We start from the raw sequence: 14,634 nt of genomic DNA, 5'->3' as shown, positions 1-14,634 counted from the left end.
AAAGTCTTATCCAAACAGAAAAAATGCTCTTTCCCAGAGCATCTCAATGGAATGATCGCCTAAGGTAATTGATTTTCAAAACCGCCATGTTACCACAATTCATGCCTTATCCGCGAGATGCATCAACCACTTTGGGAATATGTTTTTTGCCGGTCCATCAATGACACAGGGCAGACAACCGCTTTCAGGAAATCGCCAAAAAAGTACCAACTGGGTAAACCTGTGTTTTTTCCTGAACCGGACTAGATTTGAAGTAAGCACTGACGCTTGATACTTAAACTCAACAAAGGATTGTTACCATGCAGATAGGAGAAGAATTCCTCCGTGGAATGGGTATAGACCCGAATGTATATAACAAAGTTTCTGAGCACGTAGACTTGGCAGCTGCTTGTTCACGCAAAGTAAAGCAGGCATGGTTTGAGAATAAATGGTCTGTCGAAGCCAAAAACGAATTAAAGAACCTTGTCAATTATCTGGCTTCTGCAATCGACCATGGTACAGATGTAAAAGAGGATCTCAAAAAAGCACTTGCCGACCGTGCCCTTCAGAAGGCTGAGGCGGTAAGTAACAAAACAAAAGCAACTAAAACAGCACCTGCTGAAAAAAATGAGCCTGCCGTTGAAGCGACTAAACCGGTTAAACCAGGTAATCCCGGAAAGCTGGACCCCAGTCGTCTCGCCCCCTATGAAAAAAAAGCAGCACTGACTATTGACAGCCTGAACTTTTTTTATAAAACCAGGCCAGTTGAGGGGATTGATGGAGAGATTACAGGCGTACTGAAGTTCAATTTTTCACTCCCGGGCAACTCCAGAACTTAGCACTGTGGTCGGCTGCAGGATTAACGGTATAATCCGCAGATATGGCAGCCCTGACTGCCTCAATTACACTGCTTTGACGGATCAGAACAATGCCCGACATGCGCTCAGCCCAAAATGTGGACCTCGGAGAAATCGCCAAGTTTGAAGAACTGGCCAGCCGCTGGTGGGACCCGGACAGTGAGTTCAGGCCACTTCATGAGATCAATCCCCTGCGTCTGAATTATATTGATGAACGTGTTGGACTGGCCGGAAAACAAGTGATTGATATTGGCTGCGGTGGCGGCATTCTGAGTGAGTCCATGGCGCAACGGGGTGCCCGGGTCACTGGCATTGACATGGGCGAAGCCCCCCTGTCTGTGGCCCGCCTGCACAGTATGGAAAGTGGTGTTGAGGTGAACTATCGCCGAATTACCGCTGAGGAGCTGGCCGAAGAGATGCCCGGCCAATTCGATGTGGTGACCTGCCTGGAAATGCTGGAGCACGTTCCCGACCCGGCTTCCGTCATCAAAGCCTGCAGCAAACTCCTGAAACCCGGTGGACAGATCTTTTTTGCCACGATCAACCGCAACCCCAAATCATTCCTGTTTGCCATTGTCGGTGCGGAATACATACTCAAACTGCTGCCAAAAGGCACTCATGAGCACAAGAAATTTATCAAGCCCAGTGAATTGACCCGGGACATGAGAAAAGCGGGACTGAATATTCATGACATGACCGGGATGACCTACAATCCTTTGACGAAAGTGTACCGGCTTAACCCGAAGGATGTAGACGTCAATTACCTGATTTATGGCTCAAAGTCAGCCACCCCTTAACTGATGGCTCAGTTTCTGGCAACGAGAACCACTGCCATCCGGGAAATAACCAAGAGTAACGATGATGAAAGCCATTGAAGGCGTTTTTTTGATCTGGACGGCACCCTGCTGGACACCGCAGAAGACTTTGTGATTACCGTGAATCAAATGCTGGCAGATCACCAGCACCCGGCAATGGATAGCCATTTGATTCGGCAGAATGTTTCTGCCGGCTCACGGGCGCTGATGAAGCTTGCCTTCAATCTTGCGCCCGGCGATGAGCTGGAACAGAAAAGGGCCCTGTTTCTGCAATACTATGATCGGCATATCCAGGACCACAGTCGTTCATCATTTGCCCGGCCCTACCCCGGCATACTGTCACTGATCGGGGAACTTGAACGTCGGGATATCGCCTGGGGTATTGTCACCAATAAACCCAGACCCTATGCCCTCTCATTGATCCGGCAAATTGGTCTGCTGGAACGAAGTCATGCCATTGTCTGCCCGGAGGATGTCATAAAGCCGAAACCAGACCCGGAAGCCCTCTTTCTTGCCTGCCGACAGTCCGGCAGTTCACCGCAGCTCAGTGTCTATATAGGCGACCATATTCGTGATATCGAAGCTGGAAAACAAGCAGGCATGATCACCGTTGCCGCGCATTATGGCTACATTTCTGAGGGTGAAGATCCTGCACAGTGGGGTGCGGACCTGAATATCGACCATGTCCAGCAGCTGCACCGCTGGTTTGAACAGCACAACTGGCAAATCATCAAAGACAGGTCCCATGCCTGACAGGCTGTTTGAAAATCGCGCAGCAAACTAAAAACCAGGGAGTAACATCATGTTTACCTACCAGGCTCCGAAAGACCTGCTGAAGGATAAAGTCATACTGGTAACCGGAGCCGGCAGTGGTATTGGCCGGGTCGCCGCCCTTACCTATGCCCGCCACGGTGCCACCGTCATTCTGCTGGGCAGAAGCACGGAAAAACTGGAAGCGGTGTACGATGAAATTGAACTCAATCAGTGGCCGCAACCAGCCATCTATCCACTAAACCTGGAAAGCGCGGGTGATATCGATTTCAGTAATCTGGCTGAAACCATTGAGAACGAATTTGGTCGCCTTGACGGTCTGTTGCACAACGCCAGCCTTTTAGGTGAACTGAAACCCATCAGCCAGTTTCCCACAGAAACCTGGCTGCGCATCATGCAGGTTAATCTGAATTCAGCCTTTATCATGACCCGGGAACTGCTGCCCCTGCTCCGCCTGTCAGAAAAGGCGTCGATCATTTTTACCTCGTCCGGCGTGGGTCACCAGGGACGGGCGCACTGGGGAGCCTATAGCGTGTCAAAATTTGCCACTGAGGGTCTGATGCAAATCGTGGCAGATGAGGAAGACGGTATCAGCTCTGTGCGTGCCAACAGCATCAACCCCGGTGGCACCCGTACCTCAATGAGAGCGGCGGCCTTTCCGGGAGAAAGATCCTGAAACACTCCCCACACCGGAAGACATCATGCCGGTTTACCTTTACCTGATGGGGGACGAAAGTAAGGACATCAACGGCCTCGCTTTTCATGCCCAACAGTAAAAAACTCACTTCCTGGCCCTGACTGAACGTCGGGGCATCAAACGATGGTTTCAACGGCGTTGTCAATAAAAAAGAACTTATTCATCAGTACACTGAGAACAAACACTTCCATAGACTCTGTTTCTTTTCGTCTATTCTGATGCGGTCATTCTTATCTTAAATAGAATTATCACAATCAGAATTATGAAAATTCGACGTTTTAAAGAAAAGAAAATGGACATGAAAGTTTTGGCCGCCCTATTACTTTCACCATTACTCATACAGCCCCTATTTGCTGATAGCGTTGGTCAGAAAGCTTTAAACAATGAAGTTATCATTGCCGCAAACTGGCAACAGCATTCCGGGGAATACTGCGCTTACTTTTACCAGAGTTTTAACGGCGCAACTGATCAACTGGAAGCGCTTTTGACAAAGACGCCTGAAGGTAAAAAGCCTGCAATAATTACCGATATTGATGATACTCTGATATCAGGCACCCGCTATTTTACCAGTTTGGTTGACACCCATGAATCCCGAAGTATCGAGCGGTCCAGGTTCTGGTGGAATCATCAAGAGACGAAAGCACTGCCAGGGTCCGTTGAATTCCTGCAAAAAGCCAATAGTCTGGGCATTGAAATTTTCTATATCAGCGGCCGTTTTAACGATGTAAAAACCATTACTATTAATAAACTGAAGCAATTGGGTTTTCCGGTTATCAGTGAAAGAAATGTGATTCTCCAGGCAGAAAAAAACATGACCCTCAGCAAAGAGGACAAGCGCCAGCACATCATAAAAGCGGGCTACCACCCGATCATGCTGTTTGGTGACCAGCTGGAGGATCTTGGTGAGGTAGCTAAAGGCCTCTACCCTGAAAAGAAAAAGTGGGTCAGTCAGCATCAGGACAAACTTGGCCGCCAGTGGTTTATTCTGCCAAACACTGTTTACGGATTCTGGGAAGAAGCCATCAGCAAAGACTACCGAACACTGAGCCCGGCAGAAAAACACCGGGCTCGCATCCGCCAGGTTAACGACACAGAGTTACCATTGCCTGTTCCCGAGAGCTACCGGCAGCATATTATCATGGCCGATCTCTGGGTCAGAAAATCTGCAGATTTCGATGCCACCGCTATTCAAGCTTATAACCTGGCCAACAAGGCTCTTGAAGCCCCTGAAAACCGCCACGCCACTGATCGGGCAATTATTGTTGATATTGATGGCACGCTAATAGACTACTCTCCAAATCATTTAATCCCACCTCTTTGCAAAGCGTTCCCTGAACCTGAAGCGAAGATGAGGAACTACGAAAAACAGCTTCAATCCACCTCCATTCCCGGTGCCAGAGAGTTTTTAAACAAAGCGGCTGCCCTGGGTTATGAAATCTTTTATCTAACTGCCCGGGAGCACTCTTCTGGTCGCCACGGCCATAAAGGGGATGTAGAAAAATTCACCTTAAAACAACTGGCAGCCAATGGCTTCCCCAAAGTTACTCAGGCCAATTTGCTGAACCGCTCCAAATATTGTCCGGTCAATAAAAAAAGCTGTGATAAGGAGCACCAGCGAAAAGCCATTATGTCCGGGAGGATCAATGGAAAAAAATACGATGTCAGACTGTTTGTCGGTGACCTTCTGGATGACTTTGATTTAAAGGAGCAAGGGTTATCACCTTTTGACCGGGCTTCCGTTGAAAAAACCAGAAACCTGTACGGAAGAAAATATTTTATTATTCCCAATCCGGTCAACAAAACCTGGATGCGGCAGTACTATTCACAGATTGCAGGAAAAGATATTTGCCAGTTGAGTGATCAGGAACGTTCTGACATTCGCAAAAGCTTAATAGAAGATTGGCCTGAAAAAGATCTGCATAAAGCGGCACAGCGCTAGAACATGGTTTCAATGTAATTGATGGTTCTTTTATTGCCCCCCAAACTCCGTTCGTCTTGAGCGGAGTCGAAAGGCGTAAACCCCATACCCTGAATTCTGTGCCAATCACCCTTCGACCGTGCATCCTGAGCCGAGTCGAAGAGCGCTCAAGGTGAGCGGAGATTGTACACATCAAACTCATCGAACAAGGTTTGTCATTACCATTTGATCAAACTGCCGTTTTCCATTCGAAAGACCTGATCCATCTTTCCCAGGGCCGTTCGCTTATGGGTGATCATAATGATGGTACTGTCTTTGAATTGCCCTAAAACGGTATCCATCAATACCTGTTCACTTTGAACATCCAACCCTTCCCCCGGCTCATCCATCACCAGTACCGGGGCCGGTTTCAGCAAAGCCCGGGCAATGGCCAGACGACGCTGCTCTCCGCCGGATAAAGCAATGCCACCCTGCCCCAGCCAGATATCCAGCAGATCACCATCGTTTTCCCTGGCAGCAGCAAGCCCTTTCAGACCTGAATCGTTAACGACTGTTAACAGCTGTGCATCCGTTGCCGCAGGTGCAGCCAACAGCAGATTCTCCCTGAGCGTGGCACTGAACACATGCGTTTTCTGAGGGACAAACGTGATGCCACGGTAAAGTGCCTGTTCTGACAATTCCTGAATCAGCTGCCCATCCAGTAAAATCTTGCCACCAGAGGGCTCCAATCCACGGCTCAATAACTTGATCAGCGTTGATTTACCGCATCCGGTTTTACCGAGCAGAGCAATATGGCTGCCTGCAGGAATGCGAAGTGATAGCTTATTAATGACTGGTTGATTATTGGTACCGCTGTTACTGGCATAGCGACAGGAAACCTCAGTAAACTGAATCTCACCTTTTAATACTTCTCCGGTTGCCTTTTCCGGAAATACAACCACCGGCGACTTCACCACCTGTCTCAAACGACTGGCCGCCTGTCGTGTACGACTGAGAAACTGAAAAGCAACGGGCAACGGCATCAGCGCTTCAAAACTGGCCAGCATCCCAAACACCATCATAACCATAACCGGCCCACTGAACAGGCCTGCACTCATCTCACCACTGGCGATATACAATACCAGTAATGCCGCCGCACCGGAGCCGGAAACAAACAGGGCGGAGCCGAAGCCTTCCATCACGGCCATGCGGGACTGGTCGGCAACCAGTTTCTGTTCCGATTCAGCCATCGAGGCGCGACTATTGGCATCACTGCCATAGATCTGCTGTTCCGCCATACCCTGCAGATAATCCAATACCTCCTGGCGCAAACGTGCCTGCCTGACCCCCATTGACTCCCCGGTCCTGCGACCCAGGACATAAAACAGCAACGGCATGGAGATAATCCAGAGCATCATCACCAGCAACACCACCATGGCCACTGCAGTACTGAAAAAAGAGATAAACAGTGAAAACAGCAGAGCAACACTAACAGCAGACAGCAATGGGCTGACCAGCCTCAGATAGAGCTGATCCAGGGCATCAATATCAGCCACCAGCCGATCAAGCAGCTCGCCTTTACGGTACTGTCCGAGCTGCTCCTGGGAGAGTGGAATCAATTTACTGAAAAACCAGCTGCGCAGGCCTGACAACAGCCGGAACGTGGCGTCATGGCTGACCAGACGTTCTGCATAGCGGGCAGCGGTACGGGCAATGGAAAAGCCCCGAACACCCGCCCCCGGGGTAAAGAAGTTAAAGGTCTGGGCCGTGGTAAAGGTCAACCCGGCGATGGCGGTGGCAGTGATAAACCAGCCGGACAGTGAGAGCAGGCTGAGGCTCGCCAGCAGGGTAACTATTGCCAGCAGAATTCCCAATGACAGCATCCCCAGATGCTGACGGTACAATTTCAGGAAAGGCCACAGGTCATTCATCATCCAGACTCCCCTGATTACGATGCATACTGATAAACTGCTGATACTGAGCACTTTCCCTCGCCAGCGCTGCCGGAGAGCCGTCAGCCACCAACCTCCCTTTTTCCAGCATCAGGATCTGATCCATGGCCTTGAGCTGGCTGATTCGGTGAGTAATGGTGATAACAGTGCAATCGTCAGGTATGGCATCCAGGGCATCCAGCACCAGGCTCTCACTGACAGAATCCAGGCTGGCTGTCGGTTCGTCCAGAATTAATAACCGCACCGGCAACACCAGGGCTCTTGCCAGGGCAATCCGCTGGGCCTGACCAACCGACAGGTTACCGCCCTGCTCTTTAAGGACACTGTCCAGCCCATCCGGCAGGTTTGCCAGAATATCCATACCCTGAGCCCTGGCCAGGGCGTCGAGACAATGTTCACGGGAAACTGCGCGTCCAAAGGAAATATTGTCATAAACGGAGCCATGGATAATCAATGGCTGCTGGCCCAACCAGGCAATCGCTTTACGCCAGCTGTCGAGCCGGGTATCCGCCAGCGATTGCCCGCCTGCCTTTATTTCACCCCGGTAGTTCCAGAAGCCCATCAGCGTATTGATCAGCGTTGTTTTACCGGCACCGCTGCTGCCAATAATACCGACCCGGGTTCCGGGTTCGATCTTAAACGACAGACGATCCAGCAACAGTGGCTGTTTGTTGTCTGATGCGTTTGTCGACAGCGGGTTAACTGCGGACTTTATGGTTGCCGACACGGATAGCTCTTTTACCTCCAGAGTCAGCGGCATTGCCTCTGGCAAAGACAACCCGCCATGGTGTGCCTCCGATTCTTTCCGGGATAATATGTCCAGAATCTCTTCCGTCGCACCAACCGCTTTGGCCCTGGCGTGATAATAGGTTCCCAGCTCCCGCAGCGGCTGATAATACTCAGGAGCCAGCAGCAACAGAAACAGCCCGGTATACAGTGTCACTTCACCACCAAAGGTAATATGACCCAGAAAACTCATCCCCAGAAACACCGCCACCAGCGCAATGGACACCGAAGCAAAAAACTCCAGCACCGTTGATGACAGAAACGCCAGACGGAGCACCTGCATGGTCTTTATCCGAAAGTCTTCACTGGCATCGGCTAACTGTGTTTGTGCAAAACTTGTTCGCTGAAAGAGTTTCAGCGTTTCCAACCCTTGCAGCCGATCCAGAAAGAAGCCCCCCAGGCGTGAAAGTGCCTGAAAGTTTTTCCGGTTCGCCTGTGCGGCTTTCATTCCTACCAGAACCATAAAAACCGGAATCAGTGGCGCTGTTCCCAGAAAATAATGCCCACTACCCAACTTCGTGGGAAAGCAACCACCAGCATAATGGCCGGTAACATCACCGCCAGAGCCATCTGAGGCAGGTATCTGGCAATAAATTCCTGAAGCTCTTCCACCTGTTCCACAACAATCGCCGACCAGCTACCGGCAGGCCGCTCAGCAATCACCAGCGGCCCAAGGCGACGTAACTTATCCAGCAATAGTTTACGCACTTCTACCCGAACACAGGCACCTGCCCGAAAACCACAAAACTCACGCCCCCAGGTGCAGGCACCACGGGCAACAACCAACACCAGCACCCGGAAAAAATCGTCCGTCAGCACCTCCCGGGTGGCTCCCTCCATCACCAGCTGATGGATCATTCCTGCCATGATCGAAGCCTGAATAATCAGCAAGACGCCATTGAGCAAACCCAGGCCCATGGAGATCAGCAGCCAGTGCCGGGCCGCCCCGATCTGCCGTAACAACCAGCGATAGGCTTGCTTTTGTGTAGTTTGACTCATCTTTTCAATGTATTTCCCGGACTACTGACCACTGCGGCGCATTGTACATAACTCGATCGGTACTCACCACGAAGACTGGTTTTCAAGTACTTTCGCCCCCTATAATTACGGGTCAAATTTATTTTGTGGTTCAGCTCTTGCTAAAAGAGTGTCCAAAAGGACAGCCTCTTCTGTTATTCAACCATTGGTCACCATGCTTCAAAATATTCGCATCATCCTTATCAATACCTTCCACCCCGGCAACATAGGCTCCGCTGCCCGGGCCATGAAAACCATGGGCTTGAGTGACCTCTGCCTGGTAACACCGCAACGATTTCCCGCACCGGAGGCGGACTCCATGGCGGCCGGTGCCCTGGATGTGCTGGAAAACGCCCGGGTCTTTGACTCACTGGATGCAGCCATTGCCGATTGCTCCCTGGTCATCGGCACCAGTGCCAGAACACGCACCCATTCGTTTTCACGCCCGATGCTGGGGGCTGAAGCGTGTGCGGAGAAACTTCTCTGTGAATCCCGCCAATCACCCGTTGCCCTGGTATTTGGCCAGGAAACCATGGGCCTGACCAACAGCGAGCTGGAAAAGTGCCACTTCCATACCAGTATTGATGCGAACCCGGAGTACCCGGTACTTAATGTCGCCTCAGCCATTCAGATTCTCTGTTATGAGATCTTCAAGGCATCGCTGAATAAAGAGAACCACTGGCACGGTGCAACACCGGAACAGGAATACCCGCTGAATCAGGAGCTGGAAAAGTTCTACGAGCACCTGGAAACCACCTTGACCGACATCAATTTTATTATTCAACAGCACCCGGGGCTGGTCATGACCCGGCTGCGTCGCTTGTTCAACCGTGCCCGCCCCGAAGCCAAAGAGCTGAATATGTTGCGGGGCATTCTGGGAGCCGCCCAGAAAGCATCCGGAAACAGCCGTGACTGAGTGTGCTGTGCATACCGTTGAGGAACTCAGCCCCATTGCCTTTCCCCTGGTTAACCGCTTTTTTAAAGAGAACGGGCACAAGGGAAAAGCGTCGGGTGAGGAGCGGGTCTGGGTAGCCCGCTGTTTGAAGGGAAACATTATCGCAGGCCTGAGGGCCAGTCCAAAATCCAACGGTTATCTGTTGAGAAGCGTCCAGGTCGCCAGCCATGCCCAAAGAAAGGGTATTGGCTCGTTCTTTTTGAGCGAAGTCCTGAAGGATCTAAACGCTGTCAACTGCTGGTGCTACCCCTACGTTCACCTTACACTCTTTTACCAGAGAGCAGGCTTTTTCAGCCCGGAGCCGACCAGTGTACCTTCTGATATCCTGGCTCCTTACCTGAGGTACCGGCAACAGGGACACACTTTCTTATTGATGGCCCGTTGCCCGAAGCGGCCTGAAATTTCTTCGTCCCGAAGCAATCGATGCTATTCGATCAATATGCAATCCCGGCCTGCCATTAACCAGCACACACCCGCTTTCTATCAGTCGTGAAGCCTGCCGCCGTGAACAATAACCAGCATCCGCAATAAATTTGGAAAGGCGAATCATAAGTAATTTTCAGGTATTATCCGCCTTTTCAATCAATAACAATTCATAGATACGGATATGTTAAATCAGATTTTCAAGATTTCAGGCCTGCTCAGCATCCTGTTCACTCTGGTCATAACTTCGCTGCCTGCAGCGGCAACCATCAATGATGCAGAAGCCATTAACAAGGCAGGTCGCCAGCGAATGCTCAGTCAGAGGATCGCTAAAAGTTACATTATGATTGGCTCCGATGTAAATCCGGATCAAGCGACAGCTGACCTGGATACCAGTATGGCCCTGTTCGAGCAGCAATTTCTTGAACTTATGGATTACGCCCCTAACGATCAGATTCGCAACAGCTTGAATGATGCCGCCATCACCTGGCAGGAGTTCCGTTTAAAAGTCCTTGAGACCCCAACGCGCGAAAAAGCGTTGACCATTCTGGCACTGAGTGATGAACTTCTGGCTCGCAGTGAAACCGTGGTTAAAACCATTACTGAACACGCCGGACATAAAGCCGGTCAACTGGTGAATATTTCCGGCCGACAGCGAATGCTCAGTCAGCGTATCGCCAAGCTCTATATTACCCGGGCATGGGGCGTTAAGGATCTGTCGGTTGATCAATCTTTGGATCTGGCCATTGATGAATTTGGCAGCGCACTGACAACGCTCCGTCAATCAGAGTTGAACTCCAGTGATATCAAACAAAAGCTGGCGAAAGTCCAGAGCCAGTGGGATTTTACCAATGCCGGATTCAAAATCAGTCACCAGGGCCATTTTGTTCCCACCGTGGTCTCAGTAACAACCGAATCGATTTTGAAAAAAATGAACGCCCTGACCTACGACTATGAACAGCTAATGATAAAATCCAATGGCTGACAGAACATAACCTGCCTCCGGTTAACAACGGAGGCAGTTTCTCCAGTCTCATTGTTTACACTGCTGCCAGTAGCTCTCCATCTCTTCCAGCGTCAGCTGTTCAAAACGTTCCTCATGTTCCGTAGCAAGAGCTTCCATTTTCCGGAACCGATGATCAAATTTATGGCAGGCTTTACGCAATGCCATATCGGCATCAACACCGAGGTGCCGGGCAAGATTGACACAGGCAAATAACAGGTCACCCACCTCTTCCGAAATCCGCTCCTGACTTTCACTTCTGGCGACACGGATTTCATCCAGCTCTTCGTGAATCTTGTCAAACACCGGCTCTGGCTCCGGCCAGTCAAAACCCACTCTGGCCGCTGCTGCCTGAATTTTTTCAGCACGCTGCAAGGTTGGCAGCATTGTCGGCAAATCATCAGGCATGGCTGAGTGACTCTCTTTGGGGCCTTTCAGTGTTTTTTCTTCGGCCTTTATTTCCTCCCACGTCTGCTTGACCTGTTCAGGCGTCAGCTGTTGTTCGGTAGCAAACGACTCCAGACTTCCATCAGGAAAGACATGGGGATGTCGGCGCAGCAATTTTGCCAATATCCCCTCACTGATGTCGGCAAAGTCAAAAAAGCCGTTTTCTCTGGCCATCTGGGCATGGAAAATCACCTGAAATAACAGGTCACCCAGCTCTTCTTTCAGATTGTCGTAATCTTCCCGCTCAATGGCTTCGGCAACTTCGCAGGCCTCTTCCAGTGTGTAGGGGGCAATGGTGGCGAAAGTCTGTTTCAGATCCCATGGACAACCATGTTCTCTATCTCTGAGTCTGGCCATCAAAGTAATCAGATCATCAATGGAATGTGACAAACCCGGCTCCTTGAAGAGTGTAAAAGCATTAAAACGAAAGGGATCCCTACGTCAGGTGATGGTGCTTTAAAAGGCACAAAAGCCTTGAACCACAGAGGCACGAAGACACAAAGGAAGCCTTTTTGTTTGCTGAGCGTAGCTCAGGCAAGCCCGGAAAAAACTTTGTGTCTTTGTGGTTCCCTTCTTTTAAAGCCTTTGGCAACACCCTCCAAGCCTGGAAACCAATAGATAACTTAACTCATTTTACGATGACGAACAGCATCGATAACATTGGGCAACTGACTGACCTTGGCCAGGATGCGTCCCAGGCTCTCCAGACTGGGAACTTCCATAGTCAGCAGCATGCTGGCTAAATGCTCTTCCTTGCTGGTCCGGGTCTGCATAGACAGAACATTCACCTTATCGTTAGCCAATACCACGGTAATATCTCTTAACAGGCCCGGGCGGTCATAAGCCGTAATGATAACATCAACCGGGTAACTGTAGTCCGGACGGGTTCCCCAGTTAACTTCTATCAGGCGCTCCGGCTCACGACTGCGCAAAGAGAGCGCCGTGTTACAGTCTTCCCGGTGAATGGTTACACCACGGCCAACGGTGATATAACCGATGATCGGATCCCCCGGCACCGGCTGGCAGCAACCCGCCATCTGAGTCAGCAGATTACCGACACCATCAATGGTAATGGTGCTGTCCGATAACCGTTCCTGTTGTGGTTTGGTGCGAATTTCAAACGTCTTCTCCTCTTCCGGCGCAACCTGCTTCTGTGCCAGGGAAACCACATGGCGAAGTTTTATGTCACCGGCACCGATACCGGCAAACATATCATCCGGTGACAGGCAGTTAACCGCCTGGGCAAGCTCCGGGTAATTAACACTCTGCAACGCCTGACGCTTAAGCTCCAATTCCAGCAGGCTCTGACCATCGGCGATATTGGCGTCCCGATCCTGTTTTTTGAACCAGCTGGTGATCTTGGCCCTGGCACGACTGGTGGTGACATAACCAAGATCAGGGTTCAGCCAGTCCCGGCTGGGGTGGGCATTGGGAGCAGTAAGGATTTCCACCTGATCGCCGGTTTTCAGTTTATGGGTTAACGGGACAATACGACCGGCAACTTTTGCGCCTCTGCAGCGGCTGCCCACTTCTGAGTGAATCCGGTAGGCAAAATCGATCGGGGTGGCTCCCACCGACAGATCAACCACATGCCCATCTTTGGTAAACACATAGATTCGGTCTGGCTCGACATCCGCACGCCACTGACCACCCAGCTCACCCAGATCACCAAGGTCTTCATGCCACTCCATCACCTGACGCAGCCAGGAAATTTTTTCCTCGTAGCTGTCACTGCGGCTATTAACGTCAGTGCCCTTGTACTTCCAGTGTGCGCAAACACCCAGCTCTGCTTCCTCATGCATATCATGGGTGCGTATCTGAACTTCAAGGGTTTTGCCTTCAGGGCCAAACACCGCCGTGTGCAGGGAGCGGTAGCCATTCTCTTTCGGAGTGGCAATGTAATCATCAAATTCCTTGGGAATATGATTCCAGAGCGAGTGCACCACCCCCAGTGCCGCATAACAGTCACGGACTTCATTGGTGAGAATACGGACCGCACGAATATCGTAGAGATCACGGAAATCGACGTTTTTCCGTTTCATCTTCCGCCAGATACTGTAGATATGCTTTACCCGGCCACTGACATCCCCCTCAATCCGTGCATCCGACAGCGACGCTTTCAGGGCATCTACGACGTTGGTAATGTATTTCTGGCGATCCAGTCGTTTGCCATCCAGTAGCCTGGCAATTTTCTTATAGTCCTGGGGTTTAAGGTAACGGAAGGAGAGATCTTCCAGCTCCCACTTGATATAACCAATACCCAGCCGATGGGCCAGCGGCGCATAAATTTCAAACACCTCCCTGGCAACCCGCTGACGTTTCTCCTTACTGGCATGCTGAACAGCCCGGATAGCGCAGGTGCGCTCAGCCAGTTTGATCAGGGCAACACGGACATCGTCAATAATGGACACCAGCATCTTGCGAACTTTTTCCAGCTGGTCCTGACGATGATCGAGAACCTGCTTTCTCGGGTTCTGGATATTGCTGATGGCCGCCATGCCCTGAACGTCTTTGATCAGACCGGCAACCACCTTGCCAAAATTCTCTTCCACCTGGTCAAGAGAGAGCTTGGTTTCTCGGACAGCCCGATAGAGGACCGCAGCAACCAGGGTATCCATATCCAGTTTCAGCTCGGCCAGAATCTCGGCCATTTCCAGACCGGTCCGGAAACACCCTTTTCCCGTAGGCCAGACTGTTTCTTCAGATTCGAGAGACCGCTGCAATGCCAGCAGCTCAGCCTGTTGGGCCAGCTCACAGGCCTCCCTCAGACTATCCGTATCACCAACGCCGTAACGTTCCTGCAGGCGATTCAGCCAGGCACCCAGGTCGACACTGCCGTCGTAGAGCTGGGGCTGATCCTCTCTGACCTTGACCATCTATTCCATTCCATCTCTTTATTCAAAAATGATGCCCTGTCAGGCGTCGGGCTAGGAGCCTGTCCGAGAATAGCGCCCGTAGCGAGGATTGCGAGAAATTGAGGATAAAAATTTCTGATTCTGAGGAGAATAGCGGGGCTATTTGACGAAGAAGCAGGA

General features: G+C 50.9%; 12 protein-coding genes and 2 pseudogenes. 8 read left to right on the top strand and 6 right to left on the bottom strand.

From position 1 onward, the window contains the following. Positions 1-299 precede the first annotated feature (299 nt). From O3276_RS00840 to O3276_RS00820, 5 genes and pseudogenes are all read left to right on the top strand, one after another. Positions 300-818: a hypothetical protein gene (locus tag O3276_RS00840; RefSeq protein ID WP_269673937.1), complete on the top strand. Its 519-nt coding sequence runs from the start codon at positions 300-302 to the stop codon at positions 816-818. 89 nt (positions 819-907) lie between these two features. Next, positions 908-1,633: a bifunctional 2-polyprenyl-6-hydroxyphenol methylase/3-demethylubiquinol 3-O-methyltransferase UbiG gene (gene ubiG, locus O3276_RS00835; RefSeq protein ID WP_269673936.1), complete on the top strand. Its 726-nt coding sequence runs from the start codon at positions 908-910 to the stop codon at positions 1,631-1,633. 93 nt (positions 1,634-1,726) lie between these two features. After that, positions 1,727-2,404, top strand: a complete 678-nt coding sequence (locus O3276_RS00830; RefSeq protein ID WP_269675914.1) for an HAD family hydrolase — start codon at positions 1,727-1,729, stop codon at positions 2,402-2,404. A 49-nt stretch (positions 2,405-2,453) separates the two neighbouring features. Next, positions 2,454-3,198 (top strand): annotated as a pseudogene (locus O3276_RS00825) (YciK family oxidoreductase). A gap of 213 nt (positions 3,199-3,411) precedes the next feature. After that, positions 3,412-5,058 carry an HAD family acid phosphatase gene (locus O3276_RS00820; protein WP_269673935.1) on the top strand — a complete coding sequence of 549 codons (1,647 nt, stop codon included), beginning with the start codon at positions 3,412-3,414 and terminating at the stop codon, positions 5,056-5,058. A gap of 197 nt (positions 5,059-5,255) precedes the next feature. Here the strand turns inward: O3276_RS00820 and cydC are convergent, their stop codons facing one another. From cydC to O3276_RS00805, 3 genes are read right to left on the bottom strand one after another with little or no spacing between them, the layout of a single operon-like run. Continuing rightward, positions 5,256-6,950 carry a heme ABC transporter ATP-binding protein/permease CydC gene (gene cydC, locus O3276_RS00815; protein ID WP_269673934.1) on the bottom strand — a complete coding sequence of 565 codons (1,695 nt, stop codon included), beginning with the start codon at positions 6,948-6,950 and terminating at the stop codon, positions 5,256-5,258. Continuing rightward, positions 6,940-8,217 (bottom strand): ATP-binding cassette domain-containing protein, encoded by a 1,278-nt coding sequence (locus tag O3276_RS00810; RefSeq protein ID WP_269673933.1) that lies wholly within the window; start codon positions 8,215-8,217, stop codon positions 6,940-6,942. The genes cydC and O3276_RS00810 overlap by 11 nt, the downstream gene beginning before the upstream one ends. A gap of 11 nt (positions 8,218-8,228) precedes the next feature. Continuing rightward, positions 8,229-8,753: an ABC transporter transmembrane domain-containing protein gene (locus O3276_RS00805; protein WP_269673932.1), complete on the bottom strand. Its 525-nt coding sequence runs from the start codon at positions 8,751-8,753 to the stop codon at positions 8,229-8,231. Between the two features lie 148 nt (positions 8,754-8,901). Between O3276_RS00805 and trmJ the strand changes: the two genes are divergently transcribed. Both trmJ and O3276_RS00795 read left to right on the top strand, forming a co-directional pair. Beyond that, complete coding sequence (gene trmJ, locus O3276_RS00800) at positions 8,902-9,687, top strand: tRNA (cytosine(32)/uridine(32)-2'-O)-methyltransferase TrmJ (protein WP_347710319.1); 786 nt, start codon at positions 8,902-8,904, stop codon at positions 9,685-9,687. Further along, the gene (locus tag O3276_RS00795; RefSeq protein ID WP_269676065.1) at positions 9,680-10,219 is read left to right on the top strand and encodes a GNAT family N-acetyltransferase; all 540 of its coding nucleotides are present in this window, start codon (positions 9,680-9,682) and stop codon (positions 10,217-10,219) included. Before trmJ ends, O3276_RS00795 begins: the two co-directional genes overlap by 8 nt. Here the strand turns inward: O3276_RS00795 and O3276_RS00790 are convergent. Continuing rightward, positions 10,220-10,276, bottom strand: a pseudogene (locus O3276_RS00790) (hypothetical protein); the annotation flags it as partial. It lies immediately after the preceding gene. A gap of 57 nt (positions 10,277-10,333) precedes the next feature. Here O3276_RS00790 and O3276_RS00785 point away from each other — a divergent pair. Next, on the top strand, positions 10,334-11,134 hold the full coding sequence (locus O3276_RS00785) for a type IV pili methyl-accepting chemotaxis transducer N-terminal domain-containing protein (RefSeq protein WP_269673931.1): 801 nt from the start codon (positions 10,334-10,336) through the stop codon (positions 11,132-11,134). Positions 11,135-11,182: 48 nt separating this feature from the next. Here the strand turns inward: O3276_RS00785 and mazG are convergent, their stop codons facing one another. Together mazG and relA are read right to left on the bottom strand one after the other, a co-directional pair. Next, positions 11,183-11,989, bottom strand: coding sequence for a nucleoside triphosphate pyrophosphohydrolase (mazG, locus tag O3276_RS00780; RefSeq protein WP_269673930.1), 807 nt, complete (start codon positions 11,987-11,989; stop codon positions 11,183-11,185). 233 nt (positions 11,990-12,222) lie between these two features. Beyond that, positions 12,223-14,475, bottom strand: a complete 2,253-nt coding sequence (relA, locus tag O3276_RS00775; protein ID WP_269673929.1) for a GTP diphosphokinase — start codon at positions 14,473-14,475, stop codon at positions 12,223-12,225. Positions 14,476-14,634: the final 159 nt, after the last annotated feature.

The organism is Endozoicomonas sp. GU-1, from assembly GCF_027366395.1.
Classification (GTDB): domain Bacteria; phylum Pseudomonadota; class Gammaproteobacteria; order Pseudomonadales; family Endozoicomonadaceae; genus Endozoicomonas.
This window is presented reverse-complemented; position numbering and strand designations above follow the sequence as displayed.

What these genes read in the sequence shown, in the direction of transcription:
- O3276_RS00840 (WP_269673937.1), top strand. Translation starts at nt 300, where the DNA reads ATGCAGATAGGAGAAGAATTCCTCCGTGGAATGGGTATAGACCCGAAT.
- ubiG (WP_269673936.1), top strand. Translation starts at nt 908, where the DNA reads ATGCCCGACATGCGCTCAGCCCAAAATGTGGACCTCGGAGAAATCGCC.
- O3276_RS00820 (WP_269673935.1), top strand. Translation starts at nt 3,412, where the DNA reads ATGGACATGAAAGTTTTGGCCGCCCTATTACTTTCACCATTACTCATA.
- cydC (WP_269673934.1), bottom strand. Translation starts at nt 6,950, where the DNA reads ATGATGAATGACCTGTGGCCTTTCCTGAAATTGTACCGTCAGCATCTG.
- O3276_RS00810 (WP_269673933.1), bottom strand. Translation starts at nt 8,217, where the DNA reads ATGGTTCTGGTAGGAATGAAAGCCGCACAGGCGAACCGGAAAAACTTT.
- O3276_RS00805 (WP_269673932.1), bottom strand. Translation starts at nt 8,753, where the DNA reads ATGAGTCAAACTACACAAAAGCAAGCCTATCGCTGGTTGTTACGGCAG.
- O3276_RS00785 (WP_269673931.1), top strand. Translation starts at nt 10,334, where the DNA reads ATGTTAAATCAGATTTTCAAGATTTCAGGCCTGCTCAGCATCCTGTTC.
- relA (WP_269673929.1), bottom strand. Translation starts at nt 14,475, where the DNA reads ATGGTCAAGGTCAGAGAGGATCAGCCCCAGCTCTACGACGGCAGTGTC.